Origin of the sequence: Desulfuromonas versatilis (genome assembly GCF_019704135.1) — a bacterium.
Taxonomy (GTDB): Bacteria; Desulfobacterota; Desulfuromonadia; order Desulfuromonadales; family NIT-T3; genus Desulfuromonas_A; species Desulfuromonas_A versatilis.
In genome coordinates, this window is sequence record NZ_AP024355.1 from 2,224,304 (window position 1) to 2,243,532 (window position 19,229).

Below are 19,229 nucleotides of genomic sequence, written 5' to 3' on the forward strand. Positions count from 1 at the left end.
CCCGGAAGGGCGCCCCGAACCTCCATGAGTTCTATTGTTCGCGGGTCGCATAGGTGAAACAGAGGTCTCTACGATGGCAAAATATCGGGTTCAAATTCCATGGCGCTGCGAAGTGGCCATTGACCTGGGCACGGCGTATGTCCGGGTGGCTACGGGAAAATTCGCGGTTGCGACCATACCGACGGCCCTGTCCCCCGTTTTGCCTCTGCGCCACGGCGTGGTTACTGATCAGCAAGCGGTCGCGGATCTGCTCGGGCCGCTCCTGAGAAGGGCGAATAGACTCGGGCTTCTGAGACCCCGGGTCGTTGTCGGCGCCCCCACCGATGCCACCTGCGAAGAACGCGAAGCGCTCGCCACGGCTTTGTACAAGGCAGGGGCCGCTTTCGTCACCATTGTCTCCGAGCCCCTCGCGGTCGCCATTGGTGCCGGGCTCGACATCCTTTCCCCTTACGCCCAAATGGTTGTGGATGTGGGCGACGGCGTAACCGATTGCGCCATCGTCCGGGCGGGCGAAATTTTGGAATCGCACGCCACCAGGGTTGCCTGCGGCAGCCTGCGGGAGCGAGTACAGGGCTGCTTCCATCAGAGTTGGGGGCTCTGCCTCACCGCGGCCGAGGTGGAGAGGATGATTGCCACGGTGGGGGCAGGCAAGCTTCTTCGGACCGATACCCACATCCTGGTCAAGACTGCGAGCCGTGACGTTGGTTCCCCGGTGGCCCTGACGGTTCGTCCGGCAACACTTCAGTCCATGATCGAACCATTGGTTAGCGAAATTATCGACACCGCCACCAATCTTCTGCAGAAAGTGCCGCCCGCCCTGGGGTGCGAAATCATCGAGAGCGGTATTCTGCTCACCGGTGGCGGCGCCTTGCTGCCCGGACTTCGAGAACGCTTGACCGAGGCGGCCTCCATCAAGGTTACGACTCCGGCCAAACCTCTTGAAGTTGTCATCGGAGGGCTCCGAGGAATGCTGATGCACGCTTGAATTAGGTCCATCCGGTGCGAGTTTTCTCACTTCAGCATCATTTCAATGAAAAGACGAATTGCGCATGAACGAGCAGTCAAACCTGTCGGCGGAGGTTGGCCCTTGTCACGACCTTCCCTTGTTCGGCAAAACCTTCCTGGTCACCCGCGCCATTGAACAGGCAGGGGAAATAGTAACTATCTTGAAATCCCACGGAGGCCTTGTGCTGGGATGCCCGACAATCCGAATCGTCCAAGCAAAATGCTATGCTGAGCCGGATTCGGCTCTCGCCAATATTGGGTCCTTCGACTGGGTGATCTTCACTTCGCAAAATACGGTCGTTCATTTCTTTAACCGTCTCGCAGCGCTCGGCTGCGATACCCGGGCCCTCTGTACTTGCCGGTTTTGTGCTGTGGGCCCGGTGACCGCCGAAATGTTACACGCCCGAGGAGTTGCTGTGCACATGGTGCCAGATAAATACACGGCAGAGGGTATTGTCGAGGCATTTTCGGGTTTGAGGGAAAGAAGGGGCCGGGTGCTTCTTCCCAGGGGAGACCGGGCACGTAGTGTGATCAGCGAAGGGTTGACCCGCCAAGGCTACGAGGTCATTGCCCCGATCCTTTATTACAACGTGACGCCCGATGGCATTCCCGACCAGGCAATGACAGCCCTGTCCAAACAGCAGGTAGATTGTATTGCCTTTACAGCTCCCTCGGCGGTTATCAATTTAGCCAAAATTCTCGGAAAGACTCAATTCTACGGGTTTCTAAAGGGAGTGACCGTCGCTGCAATCGGTCCAATCACCTCCCAAGCCTGTGACAAAATTGCACTGAAACCCTCCATCGAGGCACCGAAATATACCCTGGCCAGCCTGGCTGATGAGATCGTAAATCATTACCGTCGCGAACGAGCTTCATAGTCAAGGGACTTCCTGGTTGACCATGGGAAAGAGGTAAGCACAAGTCCATTGTTCCCCTTGCCTGATAGGGGATTCCGGCACTGGCCTCAGCGCCGGGGAGTGCAGGCAGTTGCCGGAGTTGCTTATCCGTTCAGGACACGATCGAAGATAAGCTGTCGATCCAAGGGAAACCATGACGCAACGGCGTCAAGACAGGAACGGAGTCAAAATGAACATCGAAGGAAAAGTGGTTCTGGTGACGGGCGCCAATGGAGGCATCGGCCAAGCTTTGGTCCGGGCCCTGCTGGCGCGGGGCGCCACAAAAATCTACGCTGCCGCACGGACAACCAAGGCGGCCTGCTGCGCTGCGGGACAAGACGACAACAAGGTTGTCGCGGTCAAGTTGGACATTACCAGGGCCTCTGAAGTGGAAGCTGCGGCTAAACAGTGCACGGATGTCGACATTCTTATCAATAACGCCGGAGTCAACCGCTGCGTGTCGCTGCTGAGTCCCGCCGGGATGGAGGCCGCCCGGGAGGAGATGGAAGTCAACTTCTTCGGTACCCTGGCCATGTGCCAGGCCTTTGCACCGGTTCTGGAATCCCGGGGCGGCGGTGCCATCGTCAACATCTGCTCCATCATCGGCCTGGTCAACATGCCGCTCAATGGCACCTATTGTGCCTCAAAAGCTGCCGCCCACTCCCTGCTGCAGGGCTTGCGCGGCGAATTGGCGGCCCGGCAGGTCCGGGTTTTCGCGGTGTACCCCGGCCCCGTCGAAACCCGGATGACGTCCGGGCAGAAAATCCCCAAAACCTCCCCGGCGCAGCTGGCCAATGCCATCCTGACAGGCCTTGAGAATGGCGATGAGGATATTTTCCCCGATCCCCTGTCACAAAATGTCCATGCCTTATTGACCAAGGACGCCAAGCAGGCCGAAAAACATTTTGCGTTTTTTGTTCCCGGCTAAAACTTGGATCCGCTTTTTTTCTGCCTTCCTTTCACAAGAATTTTAACAAGGTTTTGTACCGCTCCGGGCCGACCGGCCTTCGCAAAAAAAAATACCTCACTGTGCAGGTTCAGCCCGCCTCCTGCCCCACCGCAACGGCGGCCTCCTGTCCCGCGACCGGCTCCTCGGCCCCTCCAACCATGGCATAGAGCACCGGCAGAACCAGCAGGGTGAGCAGGGTCGAGGAGACGACGCCACCGATGACCACCGTCGCCAGCGGCCGCTGCACTTCGGCGCCGATGCCGGTGTTCAGCGCCATGGGGATGAAGCCGAAGCTGGCGACCATCGCGGTCATCAGCACCGGGCGCAGCCGCTGCTCGGCCGCCGTCTTGATGGCCTCCAGCAGCGCAACGTTCCGGGCGAGGAGGTCGCGCACCGCGGCGACCAGGACCATGTCGCCCAAAACGGCCACCCCGGAGAGGGCGACGAAGCCGACCCCGGCCGAGATGCTGAAAGGCATCCCCCGCAGCCACAGGGCGACGATGCCGCCCACCGCCGCGAAGGGGACGCCGGTGAAGACGCGGGCGGCGTCGAGCGCCCGCCCGTAGGTGAAGTAGAGCAGGGTGAAGATCAGCGCCAGGGCGAGCGGGACGACGAGGAAGAGCCGCTTCTGGGCGCGCTCCAGGTTCTCGAACTGCCCCCCGTAACGCACGTAGTAGCCGCTGGGCAGCTTCACCTCGCGGTCGATGGCGCTTTGCACCTCGGCCACGAAGCTCCCCACGTCGCGGCCGCGCACGTTGGCCTGCACGACGATGCGGCGCTTGCCCCACTCGCGGTTGATGGTCGAGGGTCCCTCGGTCACCTGGATCCGGGTCAGTTGGGAGAGGGGAATGGCCTCCCCGCCGGGGGCGGTGACCAGGATGCGCTCGAGGTCCTCGGGCTCGGCGCGGTAGCGCTCGGCGATGCGCACCGCGATGGGAAAGCGCCGCTCCCCCTGCTGGAGTTCCCCCACCTTGCGCCCTCCCAGGGCCTCCACGACCTCGAGGACTTCGCTGGCCGGGATGCCGTGGCGGGCGCTGGCCGCCCGGTCGACCGCGACCTGCACCAGGGGCAGGCCGGTCACCTGCTCGATGCTGACGTCGGCGGCCCCAGGGATTTTATTGACGACAGACTCGATCGCCCGGGCCTGCTCCTTGAGGGTGTCGAAGTCATCCCCGAAGAGCTTGATCCCCACATCCGAGCGGATGCCGGCGAGCATCTCGTTGACCCGCATCTCGATGGGCTGGGTGAAGATCTTCTTCATCCCCGGCAGGGCACTGAGTGCCTGTTCCATGGCCGCCACCAGTTCGCCCTGCGTCTTGGCCTGCGTCCACTGCGCGCGCGGCTTGAGGGTGAGGAAGATGTCCGAAAGCTCAAGCCCCATGGGGTCGGTAGCGACCTCGGCGCTGCCGGTGCGGGTCCAGATCCGCTCGATCTCGTCGGGGAACTTCTCCAGCAGCGCCCGCTCGATGTGGGTGCCGTAGCGCACCGACTCGTCGAGGGAGACGCTGGCGAGTCGCACGGTGTTGATGACGATGGTCCCCTCCATCAACCGCGGGACGAACTCCGAACCGAGGCGCGCGGCGAGAAATCCGGCCCCGAACAGGCAACAAAGGGCGATGGCGAGCACCGCGGCGCGCCGGCGCAGGGCGAAATGCAGCACCGGCCGGTAGAGCCTCTTGAGCCCGCGGACCAGCAGGGGCTCCCGGTCATGCCGGCGTCTCTTGAGGCCGAAGGAGGCGAGCACCGGCATCAGGGTCATCGACAGGGCCATGGAACCGAGCAGGGCGAAGATGACGGTCAGCGCCATGGGGCGAAAGAGCTTCCCCTCCACCCCCTGCAAGGCGAGAATCGGCAGGTAGACGATCATGATGATGAGTTCGCCAAAAAGGGTCGGCTTGCGCACCTCGACAGCGGCCTCGCGCACCACCTCGAGGACGCTTCGGCCGGTTTCGTCCTCGGCGAGGCGGCGCTCGGAGTTCTCGATCATGATCACCGAGCTGTCGACAATCAGGCCGAAGTCGATGGCCCCCAGGCTCATCAGGGTGCCGGCGATGCCGAAGCGCAGCATCATGTCGAAGGCGAAGAGCATGGAAAGCGGAATGGCCAGGGCGACGATAAGCCCCGCCCGCAGGTTGCCCAGGAAGATGAAGAGGACAGCGATGACCAGCAACGCCCCCTCCATGAGATTCTTCTCGACGGTGCGCAGCACCTGATCGACCAGCGTGGTGCGGTCGTAGGCGGTCGCCACCTCGACCCCCTCGGGCAGGGTCTTTTTGACCTCGGCAAGCCGGGCCTTGAGGCGGGTGGTGACATCGTGGCTGTTCTCCCCCATGAGCATGAAGCCGAGGCCGAGCACCGCCTCCCCCTTTCCGTCGGCGGTCACGGCGCCGCGGCGGATCTCTTTGCCCTCCACCACCCGGGCGAGGTCGGAGACGAGTACCGGAACCCCGTTTTTAACCGTGACCACGATGTCCTCGATCTCCTCGGGGCCGGTGACGATGCCCACCCCCTGGACCAGGCTCGACTCGCCGGCCCTGTCCAGCGTCCCGCCACCGACGTTCAGGTTCCCCTGCTCGACGGCCTCGATGAGCTGATCCAGCGTCATGCCGCGGTTGGCGAGTTCCTGCGGATCGACCACGATCTCGATGCGCCGTTCGTCGCCCCCCCAGGTGTTCACTTCCGCCACCCCGGAGACCGAGCGCATCTGCGGCTTCATCACCCAGTCGTGCAGGGTGCGCAGCTCGGCCAGAGTCTTGTCCTTGGCGGTGATCAGGTAGTGGAAGACTTCGCCCAGGCCGGTGGCCACCGGCCCGAGCTCGGGCTTGCCGATGCCGGCGGGCAGATCGACGGTCTGCACCCGCTCCATGACCACCTGGCGGGAGAGGTAGATGTCGGTGCCGTCCTCGAAGATGACGGTGATCTGGGAGAGGCCGAACTTGGAGATGGAGCGGACTTCTTTCAATTTCGGCAGCCCGGAGATCGCCTGCTCCAGCGGCGCCGAGATCTGCCGCTCGATCTCCAGCGGCGAGAAAGCCGGTGCCACCGTGTTTACCTGGACCTGGACCGGCGTGGTATCCGGGTAGGCATCCATCGGCAGGCGCAAAAAGGCGAAGACCCCGAGGACGGCGATGAAGGTCCAGACGACGATCACCGCCAGGCGGTGTTTGAGGGACCAGTCGATGATCCAGTTCAGCATGACAAACTCCTAGTTCTGTTCCACTTCGCAGCAGCCGGCCCCGATGGCATCCCCCAGCGTTTCGGTCTTGAGAAAAAAGCTTCCGGCGACCACAATCTCTTCTCCGGGCTGCACCCCCGAGGCGAGCTGCACGGTTTCACCGCTGACCGAGCGCGGTCCCATCTCGACCCGTCGGGCCTCGAACTCGTTTTCGGCGAGGCGCACGAAGACGAGATTGACCGATTTGGCCCGCTGGACGGCGTCTCGGGGAACCTCTGACAGGGCCTGGGCTCCGCCCACGGTGATGCGGGCCTCGCCGTACATGTTCGCCCGCAGCAGCCCTTCGGGATTATCGAGGCGCACCCGGGCCTGAGCGGTACGGGTGCGCGGGTCGACCAGGGGTGCGATGTAGCTGATCGTCCCGCGGAACTGCTGCCCCTGCAGGGCGCCCAAAGTGATGACCACGGGCATCCCGGTTGTCACCCGCCCGAGATCCTTCTCCGGCAGGGCCAGTTCGGCCCACATGGTAGAGGTATCGACGATCTCGAAGAGCGAGGGCTGGGTCTCCACGTATTCATCGAGGGAGGCGCTGCGCCGGGTGACGATCCCGGCGAAGGGGGCCTTCAGGGTATAGCGGCCGCCACTGCCGGCCGCGCCCATGATCTTCAGCGAGCCCTTGAGCGCATTCAGGTCGGCCAGGGCCTCACGGTAGGCCTGTTCGGCGGCGAGGACCTCTTTTCTGGCCGAGATCCCCCTTTTCTCCAGTTCAGCCTCGCGGCGGAAGTTCTCTTCCGTCACCCGGACTCGGGCTTGCGCCGCAGCGAGCTGCGACTGGTCGGCGGTCACCGCCGTGCTCTCGATCTCGGCGAGCGGATCGCCCGCCGCCACCCGGGTGCCGATATCGGCATGGAGGCGTTTGACCACGCCGGGGGAGCGGGCGTTGACCTGCGCAACCCGCGTCGGATCGTAGGCGATTACGACAGGCACGGTCAGCTCGGCGCGACCTTCAGCAGGCAGCGCCTGGGTGGTTTCGATCCCCGCCAGCCTCGCCGCCTCCTTGGTCTTCAGAATGACCAGAGTGCCGTCGGCGGGAGCCTCGTCGATGCTGACATCCACCGCGGGCTTTCCTCCTCGTTCGGGGTGACACTGGGGGCAGATCGATTCGGGAAAGCCGTGCTCGGCGCACCAGTCTCCCTTGGCCTGGAAGACGACTGCCAGCTTCGGGTTGCACTTGGTGCACAGCGCTTCGAGGACCCCGTGTTCCCGGCACATCCCTTCCTCCTGGCTCGAGGGCGGTGAGGCGGGCCGTGCCGATGCAGCTTCCGGGGCAGGAATCGAAGCCTCTGCCGAGCGGCTCTCGCCGCAGCCGGCGGCTGCGACGAGAGCCATCAGGGCCAACAGACAGAGGAGCCGGCGCATTTACGCCCCCTGCTTGGGCGGACGGACGATCTTGAGGTCCGGGTTACACTTGAGATCCTGGGACTTGGGCAGGCCGTGCAACTCGCACCAGTCGCCGGTGGCCTTGAAGACCGGGATCAACGACTTGTCGCAGCGGGTGCACTGGGATTCGGCAACCTTGTGCTCAGCACACCAGTCCTCGTAGGAACCTGGCTTGGCCCCTTCGGCGGCGTGGAGATCGTCGCTGGCACGGACGGGAAGAGGCCCAAAAGTGGAGGCGGCAACGAAAGCGAACAGGACAGCGGACAGCAGGATGGAACGATGCATGATGTTTCTCCTTGGATGTGTTTTACTTGGAAAAGGTTCCAATAGCCGAAGCCAGCCCGATGCCGGTTTCGGAAGCCTTCAGGAGGTGATCGAGATATTCCCTCCGGGTCTCGAGGGCCTCGCGGCGCACCTGCAGCAGGGTGGCCAGAGCGATCTTGCCACTGCGGTAACTCTCGGTTGCCATGGCCTGGTTTTCGCTCTGCAGGGGCAGCGCGACCTCCTCCATTTCGCGGACGGCCTCTACCGCCGCCTGGTAGGCGAGGCGGGCCCCTTCGATCTGACTCGAAATCACCGCTTCCTTGGTTTCGGCGACGATTCTGGCGCGCCGGCTCCTGGCCATGGCCTCCCGGACAGGCGCCTCGCGGCGCGGGTTCAGGAAGGGCAGTCCGACCGCCACCCCCGCCAGGGCCACCTTCTCGTCCCCCTCCTGGTGGTAGCTCAGCCGCAAGGCCAGATCGGGGCGCTGTTCGGCCTTGGCCAGGGCGATGTCCGCATCCGCGGCTTCCACCTCGGCCCGCGCCGCGAGAAGGTCGGGGCGTGAGGCCATGGCCGGGTCGAGGTGAAAGCGGTCGAAGAAACTTCGATCTTCAAGGTCGCCCTCGATCTGAAAATCGCCCCCGGCGGGTAAGGCGAGGCTTTGTTCCAGGGCGGCTCGCGCCTGGGCCAAACGTCCCTGCGCCGATGCGATCTCGCTGGCGGCCCTGGCCGTCTCGGTTCTGGCGAGATTTACCTCGAACAGGGGCGCATCCCCGGCGCGATAACGATCCGTGGCGATGCGCAGCAGTTCCTCGGCGAGCGCTTTCCGTTCGCGGGCCAGTTCCAACCCCTTGCGGGCATGGAGAACCCGGTAATAGGCGCCGACCGCCGCGCTCACCGCCTGACGCCGCGCCTCGCCGGTCAACCATTTCTCCCGCTGAAGCTCCGCCTCGGCGACGGCAATGCGTTTGTCGCGCCGGCCCCACAATTCCACGGGAATCTCGAGCCCCACGCCAAAGTCGACGTCGTCTTCCTCGGCACTGCGGGGACCGGCCTCCAACTCCAGCTGGGGATTTTCGAGGGTGCGCACCTTGGCGCCGGCCAGCCTGGCCTCCCCTTCCTCGATTTGGGTGGAGGAAAGGCGAACTTCCAAGGCGGCCGAAGCGGCCAGCTCCAGGACCCGGGCCTGAGTCAAGGCCGTCTCGGCCGCAGCATTTGGCGCCGGGAGCGAGAAAATCAGGAGCAAGACAGAAAACCAGAAACGCTTCATCTCCGATCAATCTCCAGTTCTTTCGGGAAGCCGCCCGGGTAGGGTCGACATCCGAAGGCTAGTCTTTTAAGAGGACCCAGGGCCTGGCGGGCGCCGCACGAAAGGTCCCCAGCCGCTAGGGGGGCCACGTCATCGACGCAGGACTGGCCCGAGGCGTCGAAAAAGGGACCTTGGGTCCTTGGAATATGGATTTAACGCTGCAAGAAAAAGGAATCAGTGACGGGCGAAAACCCGTCGGTCGCCCAGGAAAGGCGAAGGAGAGGTATCAATTTCTCAGGACAACGGTGCGCAGAAAAGCAAGGGTTGGCTGTTGCGGGGGAGGCGGTTGCGGGCGGAATCCCGGGACCACTTCCAGCAGAGGAAAAAGGGAGAAACCCGAGGGGGAATGGACCGGAGGGGTAGCGGGAGTCGAAAAACCCGCCTCATCTGAAAACCGCGAAACGGGGTGAACATTCTGCGTGAACGCGGGAAGGTCGAAGCACTCCGCACCTGGTGCGATCTCAAGACCTGGAGAGTCATGGCTGTCAGCATGACCATGCTCTGACCCCTCTTCCTTGCAGGGATCGGTCTTCTCGCAGCGCCCCTGGGGGTTGTATTCCAGGCGCGGCCCTCCCTCGGAGCCGAAGCACCAGGAGAAACCCTGAGCCATTCCGCCCCCCACGAAGAGATGGACGAAGCAAACGGCCAGTAGAATCAGATGATGTAATGGGGATCTGGTCATGATTTTCATACCTGGGTTCAAAGTTTAATCCGGGTGCCCCTGAAAAAGCAACACTGAGACTCTTTTTTTTCGATGGGTGTTGCTGGGGGTCCTGAAAACAAAGACCCTGCCGGTCACCCCAAAACACACCGGGAAAACGCTAAGGCCGTTGGTCGTCTTGGAGCTTCATTTCTTGGAGCTGGTTGCCTGGGAAACCACAGACCGCGTCACGGGAAACCACCCACCCTGATGCAGTAGACATTGAGCGCCCTTGAGGAGGCGAAATCCCGGGTAGTTTCCGGTGAGCCGGTCGATCTGGTCGAGCTGCTGCTCCAGGCGTTTGCGGTCCAGGCCCCTGGCCACGGTGACTGCGCGGCTGTGCTCGGTGATCGCCAGGTAACTGGAGCCGAGGCAGCGGGCCGCTCAACCGTTCAGCCGCGGCGAGCTTGGTGCGCGTTTGTGCCCTTGCGTGGCGTTCCAGCTCCTGGGGGGGCTTCTCCTCCATCTTCTCCCCAAAACCCTTCAGGTCCCGGACCTGGTGCTTGCGGGCAGCCCCAGCCAGATCTTCCAGGTTCTCGACGCCCAGTTCCCGATGCAGGGTCGCGACCCGCTTCGGGCCGAGCCGGGCGATCTCCAGCAGTTCAGCCAGCTCGCCCTGGACTTGCTTCTGCAGCTCCTCAAGCATGGCGACCTTGTTGCAGGTCGGGGCGATGTTCGCATTGTGGATGGGCCTATTGAGGAGCCTTCCCGGCGAGGGCGTTTCCTGAAGGACTGCTCTGGAAAGGATACTGAAAAACCCCTGTTCCCCAGCCGTGCAGGCGGGTTCTCTTTGTCTGCAATTGTGAATTGTCCGATGTTCGATAAGCTGGGGGTGATAAGGCATTCAGCGGGCAATTGACCAACCGGACTAGGCCGGATCCAAGATCGAAGAACAGAAGCCGATCGGAACGGCTCCGGTGTGCGGACGAGAAGAAACATGGCACGGGAAAAACTGGTCGTCATCGGCGGCGACGCAGCAGGCATGAGCGCCGCCTCCAAGGTGCGGCGCGAGGATTCGGGGCGCGAAATCCTGGTGTTTGAGCGCAGTCCCCACACCTCCTATTCGGCCTGCGGCATGCCCTACTACATCGGCGGAGTGGTCGAGGACGTGGAGCCGTTGATCGCCCGCTCGCCTCAAAAGTTCCGGGAAAAATACCGGATCGACGCCCGCATCCGCCACGAGGTCACCGAGATCGACCCGAAAAAGGCCCGGGTGCGGGTCGCAGACCTCGAGGGGAAAGCGGAACGCTGGGAAAGCTACGATCAGCTGTTGATCGCCACCGGTGCCAGTCCGTTTTGCCCCAGCCTGCCCGGCGCCGACGCGGAGGGGATTTTCGGTCTCTCGACCCTGGAGAGCGGGTTGCGGGTACGCCGGGCCCTCGAGCGGCTCTCCCCGCGCCGGGTGGTGGTCGTCGGCGGGGGCTATATCGGCCTGGAGATGGCCGAGGCGTTTATCCGTCTGGGGCTGGAGGTGGCGCTGGTTCAGCATGGGCCGCAGGTCATGGGGACCCTCGATCCGGACATGGGCAAACTGCTTTCCGATGCGCTTCGCGAGATCGGCGTTGCGCTGTTTCTGGAGGAGGCTGCGACCGGGTTTGAAACCCGCGAGGGGAAGGTGCGTGGGGTGGTGACGGAGCAGCGCACCCTTCCTGCTGAACTGGTATTGCTGGGCATGGGCACCCGGCCCAACAGCGCCCTGGCCGAAGCGGCCGGCATTGCCCTGGGGGCCCGCAAAGCCATCCCCGTCAACCCGAGGCAGCAGACCCAACTGGAAAACATCTGGGCCGCCGGGGATTGTGCCGAATCCTTTCACCGGGTTTCCCGACGCCCCGTGCACATCGCGCTGGGGACCGTGGCCAACAAGCAGGGGACGGTGGCCGGCATCAATCTCGCCGGCGGCTACGCGACCTTTCCCGGGGTCGTCGGGACCGCGGTCAGCAAAATCTGTCAATATGAAGTGGCCCGCACCGGGCTGCAGGAAACGGAGATCCGGGAGATTGGTCTCGAGGCGGTCAGCGCGACCATCACCAGTAAAACCCGGGCCGGATACTACCCCGGCGGCGGTCCGGTCACGGTAAAGCTCTGGGCCGAAAAGGGGAGTGGGCGGCTGCTCGGCGGCCAGATCGTCGGTATCGAAGGCGCCGCCAAGCGCATCGACGTTCTGGCCACCGCGCTCCATGCGGAATTGACCATCGAGCAGCTCATCTACCTCGATCTCTCCTACGCGCCCCCGTACTCCCCGGTTTGGGATCCGGTGCAGACGGCGGCCCGGCAGGTATTGAACAAACTTTGACGCCCCAAGGCCCGGTCGATATATCCAAGGAGACAGCGATGGGATTCATCTTCGGACTGATCATTTTCGCGGCTGATCTGTACGCCATTTTCCAAACCCTGCAGAGCCCGGCGCCCAGCACGACCAAGCTGCTCTGGACCCTGGTCATTTTGCTGCTCCCGGTGCTTGGGCTGGTTCTCTGGTTTTTTCTGGGGCCCAAGGTGGCAAAGGTCTGAACTTGCCCGTGCCCTCATTTGGATCAACGCTTCGCTCCAGAAAAGCCCGGGCACCGTCGGCAATTTCCCTCGCCCCTCGGTGGGGGAGGGGGGAGAATACTGCCGGTAATCGCATTCGTCTGCTGTGTCTGAGCTATCTTCACTTTAACGGACACACCAGCTACCCTAATGGGATCAGGAGGAGTGTTCATGAGCAGTCATCGCAAATACGATCCAGATTTCAAGCGTGAGGCCGTTCGTCTGGCGGACACGTATGGGGGGCGGGCCACCGCAACTCTGGCCTGGGAGCGATCGGCCTCCTGTCATCGTAAAATGCTCCGTCAAACTGTTTTATGTTTTCTTGACAGTCCTGGCGTTTCCACCTAGGATTTATGAACTGGTAGGACCAGTAACCCTCTAGCCATGAGGTGGTATGAGCGCGAAACTTCTTGATCCTATTCGCAGATCGCGTATATCCGAGCAGGTGGCCAACCAGATCGAGGAGCTGATTCGGGCCCAGAAGTTGAACCTGGGCGACAAGCTTCCCTCAGAACGCCAGTTGATGGAGATGCTCGGCGTCGGCCGCGGCGCGGTGCGCGAGGCGTTGCGGATTCTCGAAATCAAGGGGTATGTGGAGTCACGACCTGGAATCGGCTCGTTCGTGAAGGATTTCGAAGGGGACATCCGGCTCCCTTTTTCGCTGTGGTTGGCGGACCGCAACGAAATCCTCGCCAATTTTTTCGAGGTCCGGCTGTTTCTTGAACCCAATGCGGCAGCCCTGGCCGCAAAACGCATCACCCCGGAGCAGTTGCGGGAGCTGGCCGAAACCCACCAGGCGTTTTGCCGGAAGGTGGCCGACGGCGATCTGACGGGTTCCATCAAGGTGGATGCCGAGTTTCACAAGCTGATTGCCCAGGCCACCCAAAACAAGCTGCTGGCCATGACCATGGAGACCCTCAACAAGTCGGTCATCGAGGGGTGGAAAGCAAGTCTTCGGGCCCCGGGGCGGGCAGACAAAACCATCCGGGAGCACGCCTCGCTGCTGCAGGCCATCGAAAACAAAGACCCTCATGAGGCCGCTCGGCTGACGCGGGAACACCTGGAGAACGCCGTTGCCGACCTGAAGAAATCGGGTCTGGACATCCAAGAATAGGCGGTCATTTCTCAACCGTTCCCTCCCCCTGGCGGGGAGGGACACCGAGGGGTCCAGCAATGCTGGGGGGATTCCCGGCATTTACTGGATTCAGGTGCAATACTAGTACAGAGCTTTTTTTCTACTGGTAGTACCAGTAGCCCATAGGCCGACCGAATGGGTGCTGGGCCCTTTCGAGCGTTACCGGAGTGCCGGTGCCGTAAAAAATGAGGGTCCTGGGCCCATATCGACAACCCGCGCATCAACGCTCAAAAAAAGGAGGCAACAATGGTCAGCGGAGGAATGGCGGTTATCTTTCTGGCTCTTTGTGTCGGGCTTATCATCTACCTGACGTCCAAGTTCAAAGCCAACGCGTTTGTGGTGCTTATCTTCGTCGCTTTCATTTTCGGCCTGCTGGTGCAGATGCCATTGCCTGAAATCGTCAAAAATATCCGCGACGGTTTCGGCGGTACCCTTGGTTACATCGGCATTGTCATCGTCGCCGGGACCATCATCGGGACCATTCTCGAAAATACCGGGGCCGCGCTGGCCATGACCCAGGGGATTCTCCGGGTGGTCGGAAAACAGCGCTCCCCGCTGGCCATGAGCATCGCCGGCTACGTGGTGTCGATTCCCGTGTTCTGCGACTCGGGCTACGTCATCATGACCCCGTTGAACAAGGCGCTGGCCAAGCAAAGCGGCAAATCCATGGCCACCATGGCCATCGCCCTGGCCACCGGACTCTATGCCACCCATTGCCTGGTGCCGCCCACCCCGGGGCCGATCGCCGCGGCCGGGGTGCTGGGGGCCGACCTGGGGCGGGTCATCGGCTTCGGCCTGCTGGTCTCCATACCGGGGATGATTGCCGGCTATCTGTGGGCGGTGTTTTTCGCCAAGCGCTACGACATTCAGCCCGAGGGGACTGAATCCTACGAGACCCTGGTGGAGCGCTACGGCAACCTGCCCGGGGGCTTTCATTCCTGCCTCCCCATTCTGATCCCGATCCTGCTGATTCTGCTCAAGTCGATCGCCAGCTATCCCACTCACCCCTTCGGCGAGGGGATGTTGAGCGAAGTGCTGCAGTTCATCGGCGATCCGGTCACGGCCCTGATGCTGGGTATCCCCATCGCCTTGACCCTGATCAAGCCCCACCAGTTCAAGCAGGCCGTCGAGGGGTGGATGAGCGAAGGGGTGCAGCACGCCGCCCTGATCCTCGCCATCACCGGCGCCGGCGGGGCCTTCGGCAAAATTCTGAAGAGTTCGCCGCTCTCCGATTACCTCGGCGCCAGTCTGTCCACGATGCACCTGGGCATTTTCCTCCCTTTCATCATCGCCGCCGCCATCAAGACGGCGCAGGGTTCGTCCACCGTCTCCATTATCACCACCGCTTCGATCATGGCGCCGCTGCTCGGCAGTCTCGGGCTCGACCCGACCTTTACCGTGCTGGCCATCGGCGCCGGGGCGATGACGGTTTCCCATGCCAATGACTCCTATTTCTGGGTGGTTTCCCAGTTTTCGGGGATGGACACTCCCACGGCCTACAAGACCTTTACCTCCGCCACGGCCATTCTGGGGTTCACCACCATCATTTCCGTCGCCCTGATTTCGGCAATTTTTTAACTTCCCCTGCCAAGCACTGAAGGGAGCGGGGAACCGGGGTAAAATAAGAGGGGGAGGGGGTTGGACCTCCTCCCCCTCGGGACCGGACATCCAGTACGGACGGGAGCACCAATGATTTTCGGCAAGTTGCGAATCAAACTGCTGGAGCGTAGCGCCTTCAATGCCTTCGCCCTGTCGCAGTTCGACAAGGCCGCGGCGGCCTTTGAAAAACTCATCGCCCTGGCCCCCGGCCGCCGCGGGGGGCGTTTCAATCTCGGCCTGGCGCTGCTGGCCGGCAACCAATGGGACGCCGCCCTTGGGTATTTCCGGCAGGAGGCCGACCTCTTCGGGGAGACATTCCCTCTGGTCAAGGCGATGGCCGAGGCCGCTTATCTTAAAGGCGAACGCGCCGCTGCCCGGGAGCACTACGAACGAGCCCTGGGGCAGGCCGATTCGCCCAGTGAGCGCAATTTCTGCTCACTGCGTTTGGCCATCTGCGGAAGCCCGGAGCGCTTTGCTCAGGCCCGCCATGCCAGAGGGTTGATCGACCAGGGGGACGCGCATATGCTGCGCAGGGAGTACGATGCGGCGGAGGAACTGTTCAGAGAGGCCACCAGGCTGGATCCGACGAGTTTTCAGGCCATGAACAACCTGGGCGCCATCCGTTTGGCAAAAAAGGATTATGCGAGCGCCCAGGAGTATTTTCAGATGGCGGACAAGATCGCCGAGTTGCCCATGGTTAAGAAAAACCTGGCCTACCTGGCCAAGCAGCGGGGGCTGTGATGGCATACCCCGAACCGGAAGAGATGAGAAGACAACTGAGCGAAATTTTTCAGGCCGGCCTCGAGCGGGTGGACCCCTACCGGATGATCACCCGGCACCTGAGGGTCGAGGGGGACCGGCTGGTGGTGGCCATGGAGGGCTACCATCTCGAGGTGCCGCTTGGGGATTACCGGCGGATCCTGCTCCTTGGGGCGGGGAAAGCCTCGGGGCCGATGGCCCGGGCGGTGGAGGAGATTCTCGGCGACCGGATCGAGAGCGGCCTGGTCTGTGTCAAGTACGGTCACACCGTCGACCTGCGGCGGGCGGAGATGGTGGAAGCGGGGCACCCGGTGCCGGATCGGAACGGGGTGGACGCGGCCCGGCGCATTGCGGCACTGGCCCGCGCCGCCGATGCCCAGACCCTGGTCATCAACTGCATCTCCGGCGGCGGCTCGGCCCTGCTCCCCTTTCCGATGGACGGGGCGACCTCCGGCGGCCTGGTCGAGCTTTCCCTGGACGACAAGCAGTGCACCACCAGCGCCCTGTTGCGTTGCGGGGCGGATATCCAGGAGATCAACTGCGTGCGCAAACACATCTCGGGGATCAAGGGGGGGCGACTGCTGCAGATGCTGCAGCCGGCCCGCAGCCTCAACCTGATCCTTTCCGACGTGGTTGGCGACGATTTGGGGAGCATCGCCTCGGGCATGACCACCTTCGACGCCACCAGTTACGCCCAGGCTCTGGAGATCGTCGATCGCTACCGGTTGCGAACCGAAATTCCTGCCCAGGTGCTGCGGGCCCTGGAACTGGGGGCCCAGGGCCGGATTCCTGAGACGGTAAAGGCCGGTGCCTCCTGCCTGGAGCGGGTCGACAACGTGATGATCGGCACCAACCGCCAGGCCCTGCTCGCTGCCGCCGCCAAAGCGGCGTCCCTCGGGTTCGAGGTTCGCGCCCTGACTTCGCAACTGGCCGGCGAGGCCCGTCACGCGGCCAAGGTGATAGCCGACATCGCCAAAGATGTGGTGGTCAGTGACATGTTGGCCGCAAAACCCGCCTGCCTGCTGCTGGGCGGGGAGACGGTGGTGACCCTGCGCGGAAACGGCAAGGGGGGGCGCAACCAGGAGATGGCCTTGGCCTTTCTCGACGAATTGAAAACCTGGGGAGAAGGGCGGCGGAGGGTCTTTTTTCTGGCCGCCTCCACCGACGGCAACGACGGCCCCACCGATGCGGCAGGGGCCTTCGCCGATGAGGAGGTCCTGCGGCAAACCTGGGCGCTGGAGGGCGATTGCCTGGCCAACGCCTTGAACAACAACGATTCCTACCATTTTTTCGAGAAGACGGGGGGCTTGTTCAAAACCGGGCCGACCAACACCAACGTCTGCGATCTGCAGATCGCGATCATTATCTAGGAGGCTGTCGGACAATCCATGGGCCGGCTGCAACTTCGGCTGCTTGGTCCGTAAAGTCCGACGCCCTCCCAGAGCCTGGGGAGGACTGGTTTCCAGGAACCGACAGGAGCCGACACCATGTTTCGTCGTACCAAGATCGTCGCCACCGTGGGGCCCGCCTGCGAGAGCAAGGAGATGCTCAATGCCCTGCTGGAAGCCGGCGTCGACGTATTCCGTCTCAACTTCTCCCATGGCGATCACGGGGCCAAAGCCGCGATCATCGACCACATTCGCACCCTCTCGAAACTGCACCAGCGGGCGGTGGCCATCCTCGGCGACCTGCAGGGGCCCAAGATCCGTACCGGAGTGATGCAGGGCGGGGCCCTGCAACTGGTGGCGGGCGAGGAGATCACCCTGACCACCCGCGAGGTGCTGGGAGAGGCGCGCCTCGTCCCCACCCAGTACAGGGAACTTCCGGGGGACGTGACAGCCGGCAACCGGATTTTGCTCGACGACGGGCTGATGGAACTCGAAGTGATTTCCTCCGGGGGAACCGAGGTGCGCTGCCGGGTGGTCAGCGGCGGGGTTCTCAAGGACAAAAAAGGGATGAACCTCCCCGGCGTCGCCGTCTCCGCGCCGGCGTTGACGCCCAAGGACGAAGAGGATCTCGCCTTTTGCATCGAACAGGGGCTCGATTACGTCGCGCTCTCCTTTATCCGCCAGGCCTCTGACGTGCTCGCTCTGCGGGACATGCTGGTGCGGAACAAGGCGGGGCTGCAGATCATCGCCAAGATCGAGAAACCCGAGGCGGTGGACAATTTTCCTGCCATTCTCGAGGCGGCAGACGGCATCATGGTGGCCCGTGGCGACCTGGGCGTGGAAATCAGGCCGGAGAAGGTGCCGCTGATCCAGAAGCGGATCATCCGCAAGTGCAACGAAGCAGGCAAACCGGTGATCACCGCTACCCAGATGCTGGAGAGCATGGTGACCAATCCGCGTCCCACCCGTGCCGAGACCTCGGACGTGGCCAACGCCATCCTGGATGGCACCGACGCGGTGATGCTCTCGGCGGAAACGGCCTCCGGCAAATTTCCCCTTGAGGCGGTGTCGGTCATGGTGCAGGTCGCCCTCGACGTGGAAGGCGATCCTCAGCTCAAAGAAAAGGTCTTTCAGCCCGTTTCCGAGATCGGCGGGGTTCCCCATGTCACCGAAGCCATCGGCCAGGGGGCTTGCCGCATGGCCGAGGCGGTGGGCGCCAAGGCGATCCTCGCCTTTACCCAGACCGGCAGCACCGCGGCGCTGGTCTCCAAGTACCGGCCGAGCATGCCGATTTACGCGGTCACCCCGTCGCAGGCGGTACGCCGCCGCTTGGCCCTCTACGCCGGGGTGCGCTCCATCCGGGTCGATATCGAGGGGGATACCGAAGCGCAGATCCGCTCGGTGGAGGACGCGGTGCTCTCCTCCAAGGTGCTGGAGCAAGGCGAACTTGTGGTCATCACCATGGGAAGCCCGTTGTCCGATCCCGGCACCACCAACCTGTTGAAGGTTCACCGCCTCGGCGCCCTGGGGTATTATCCCAAAGACCTCAACTGATCCCTGACTGGCGAGGGGGCATACCCTGGGAGATGCAAGGCAGGTTTGGTCTCGGGCGGCCCACAGCTCGCCGGCGGCGGGCACCGTTTTGACCGGGGGAAACGTTTCCGGGGTTCTGCGCAGCCGGGTTGCCCGTACCGGCGTTGTTGCACCGGGGCGGGGAGGGGAGCGAATCCCACGAAGGATGGGACAAGGTTGACAAAGTCTACCGAGGAGGAGTTTCATGGCCGTCGTTGAAGTCAGCATTACCCCTTTGGGGACCGCCGGAATCGGGATTTCGAAGTTCGTGGCCGGCTGCGTGGAGATCATTCGCGCCTCGGGGCTCAAGCATCAGCTCACCCCCATGGGGACTATCATCGAAGGGGATCTGGATGAGATCTTCGCCGTGTTGCGACGAATGCACGAATCCCCCTTCAACGCCGGGGCGCAGCGGGTCTCCACGTCGATCAAGATCGACGACCGTCGCGACCGCCCCGAGCATACCATGGCCGGCAAAGTGGCCTCGGTACAGAGTAAGCTGGACCGGTGACCGG

At 63.0% G+C, this 19,229-nt stretch carries 17 protein-coding genes; 12 read left to right on the top strand and 5 right to left on the bottom strand.

Translation table 11 applies throughout. The annotated features are described in order from the left end of the window. Window positions 1–73 precede the first annotated feature (73 nt). The 3 genes from DESUT3_RS09970 to DESUT3_RS09980 all read left to right on the top strand — a co-directional run bounded on the left by DESUT3_RS09970 (window position 74) and on the right by DESUT3_RS09980 (window position 2,829). A complete protein-coding gene (locus DESUT3_RS09970) occupies window positions 74–985 on the top strand; it encodes a rod shape-determining protein (protein ID WP_221252329.1) in 912 nt (303 codons plus the stop codon). Window positions 986–1,049: 64 nt separating this feature from the next. Beyond that, window positions 1,050–1,883 (top strand): uroporphyrinogen-III synthase, encoded by an 834-nt coding sequence (locus DESUT3_RS09975; RefSeq protein ID WP_221252330.1) that lies wholly within the window; start codon window positions 1,050–1,052, stop codon window positions 1,881–1,883. A gap of 208 nt (window positions 1,884–2,091) precedes the next feature. Continuing rightward, window positions 2,092–2,829 (top strand): SDR family oxidoreductase, encoded by a 738-nt coding sequence (locus DESUT3_RS09980; protein ID WP_221252331.1) that lies wholly within the window; start codon window positions 2,092–2,094, stop codon window positions 2,827–2,829. Window positions 2,830–2,938: 109 nt separating this feature from the next. Here the strand turns inward: DESUT3_RS09980 and DESUT3_RS09985 are convergent, their stop codons facing one another. From DESUT3_RS09985 to DESUT3_RS21315, 5 genes are all read right to left on the bottom strand, one after another. Further along, a complete protein-coding gene (locus DESUT3_RS09985; RefSeq protein WP_221252332.1) occupies window positions 2,939–6,046 on the bottom strand; it encodes an efflux RND transporter permease subunit in 3,108 nt (1,035 codons plus the stop codon). Between the two features lie 9 nt (window positions 6,047–6,055). Then, window positions 6,056–7,444, bottom strand: coding sequence for an efflux RND transporter periplasmic adaptor subunit (locus DESUT3_RS09990; protein ID WP_221252333.1), 1,389 nt, complete (start codon window positions 7,442–7,444; stop codon window positions 6,056–6,058). Beyond that, entirely contained in the window at window positions 7,445–7,750 is a 306-nt protein-coding gene (locus DESUT3_RS09995) for a hypothetical protein (protein WP_221252334.1), read from the bottom strand. A gap of 22 nt (window positions 7,751–7,772) precedes the next feature. Then, a complete protein-coding gene (locus tag DESUT3_RS10000) occupies window positions 7,773–8,972 on the bottom strand; it encodes a TolC family protein (RefSeq protein WP_225911668.1) in 1,200 nt (399 codons plus the stop codon). An 884-nt stretch (window positions 8,973–9,856) separates the two neighbouring features. Continuing rightward, a complete protein-coding gene (locus tag DESUT3_RS21315) occupies window positions 9,857–10,282 on the bottom strand; it encodes a hypothetical protein (protein ID WP_404827044.1) in 426 nt (141 codons plus the stop codon). Between DESUT3_RS21315 and DESUT3_RS21135 the strand changes: the two genes are divergently transcribed. The 9 genes from DESUT3_RS21135 to DESUT3_RS10045 all read left to right on the top strand — a co-directional run bounded on the left by DESUT3_RS21135 (window position 10,166) and on the right by DESUT3_RS10045 (window position 19,225). Continuing rightward, window positions 10,166–10,594, top strand: coding sequence for a hypothetical protein (locus DESUT3_RS21135; protein WP_264082197.1), 429 nt, complete (start codon window positions 10,166–10,168; stop codon window positions 10,592–10,594). The genes DESUT3_RS21315 and DESUT3_RS21135 overlap by 117 nt on opposite strands. A gap of 78 nt (window positions 10,595–10,672) precedes the next feature. Next, entirely contained in the window at window positions 10,673–12,028 is a 1,356-nt protein-coding gene (locus DESUT3_RS10010) for an FAD-dependent oxidoreductase (protein ID WP_221252337.1), read from the top strand. A gap of 38 nt (window positions 12,029–12,066) precedes the next feature. Continuing rightward, complete coding sequence (locus tag DESUT3_RS10015; protein WP_221252338.1) at window positions 12,067–12,243, top strand: PLDc N-terminal domain-containing protein; 177 nt, start codon at window positions 12,067–12,069, stop codon at window positions 12,241–12,243. 412 nt (window positions 12,244–12,655) lie between these two features. Beyond that, window positions 12,656–13,375 (top strand): FadR/GntR family transcriptional regulator, encoded by a 720-nt coding sequence (locus DESUT3_RS10020; RefSeq protein WP_221252339.1) that lies wholly within the window; start codon window positions 12,656–12,658, stop codon window positions 13,373–13,375. A 267-nt stretch (window positions 13,376–13,642) separates the two neighbouring features. After that, entirely contained in the window at window positions 13,643–14,974 is a 1,332-nt protein-coding gene (locus DESUT3_RS10025; RefSeq protein WP_221252340.1) for a GntP family permease, read from the top strand. A gap of 111 nt (window positions 14,975–15,085) precedes the next feature. Then, entirely contained in the window at window positions 15,086–15,736 is a 651-nt protein-coding gene (locus DESUT3_RS10030; RefSeq protein WP_221252341.1) for a tetratricopeptide repeat protein, read from the top strand. A 23-nt stretch (window positions 15,737–15,759) separates the two neighbouring features. Further along, window positions 15,760–17,124 (top strand): glycerate kinase type-2 family protein, encoded by a 1,365-nt coding sequence (locus DESUT3_RS10035; RefSeq protein WP_221252342.1) that lies wholly within the window; start codon window positions 15,760–15,762, stop codon window positions 17,122–17,124. 117 nt (window positions 17,125–17,241) lie between these two features. Next, complete coding sequence (pyk, locus tag DESUT3_RS10040) at window positions 17,242–18,696, top strand: pyruvate kinase (protein ID WP_221252343.1); 1,455 nt, start codon at window positions 17,242–17,244, stop codon at window positions 18,694–18,696. A 223-nt stretch (window positions 18,697–18,919) separates the two neighbouring features. Then, entirely contained in the window at window positions 18,920–19,225 is a 306-nt protein-coding gene (locus tag DESUT3_RS10045) for an MTH1187 family thiamine-binding protein (protein ID WP_221252344.1), read from the top strand. Window positions 19,226–19,229: the final 4 nt, after the last annotated feature.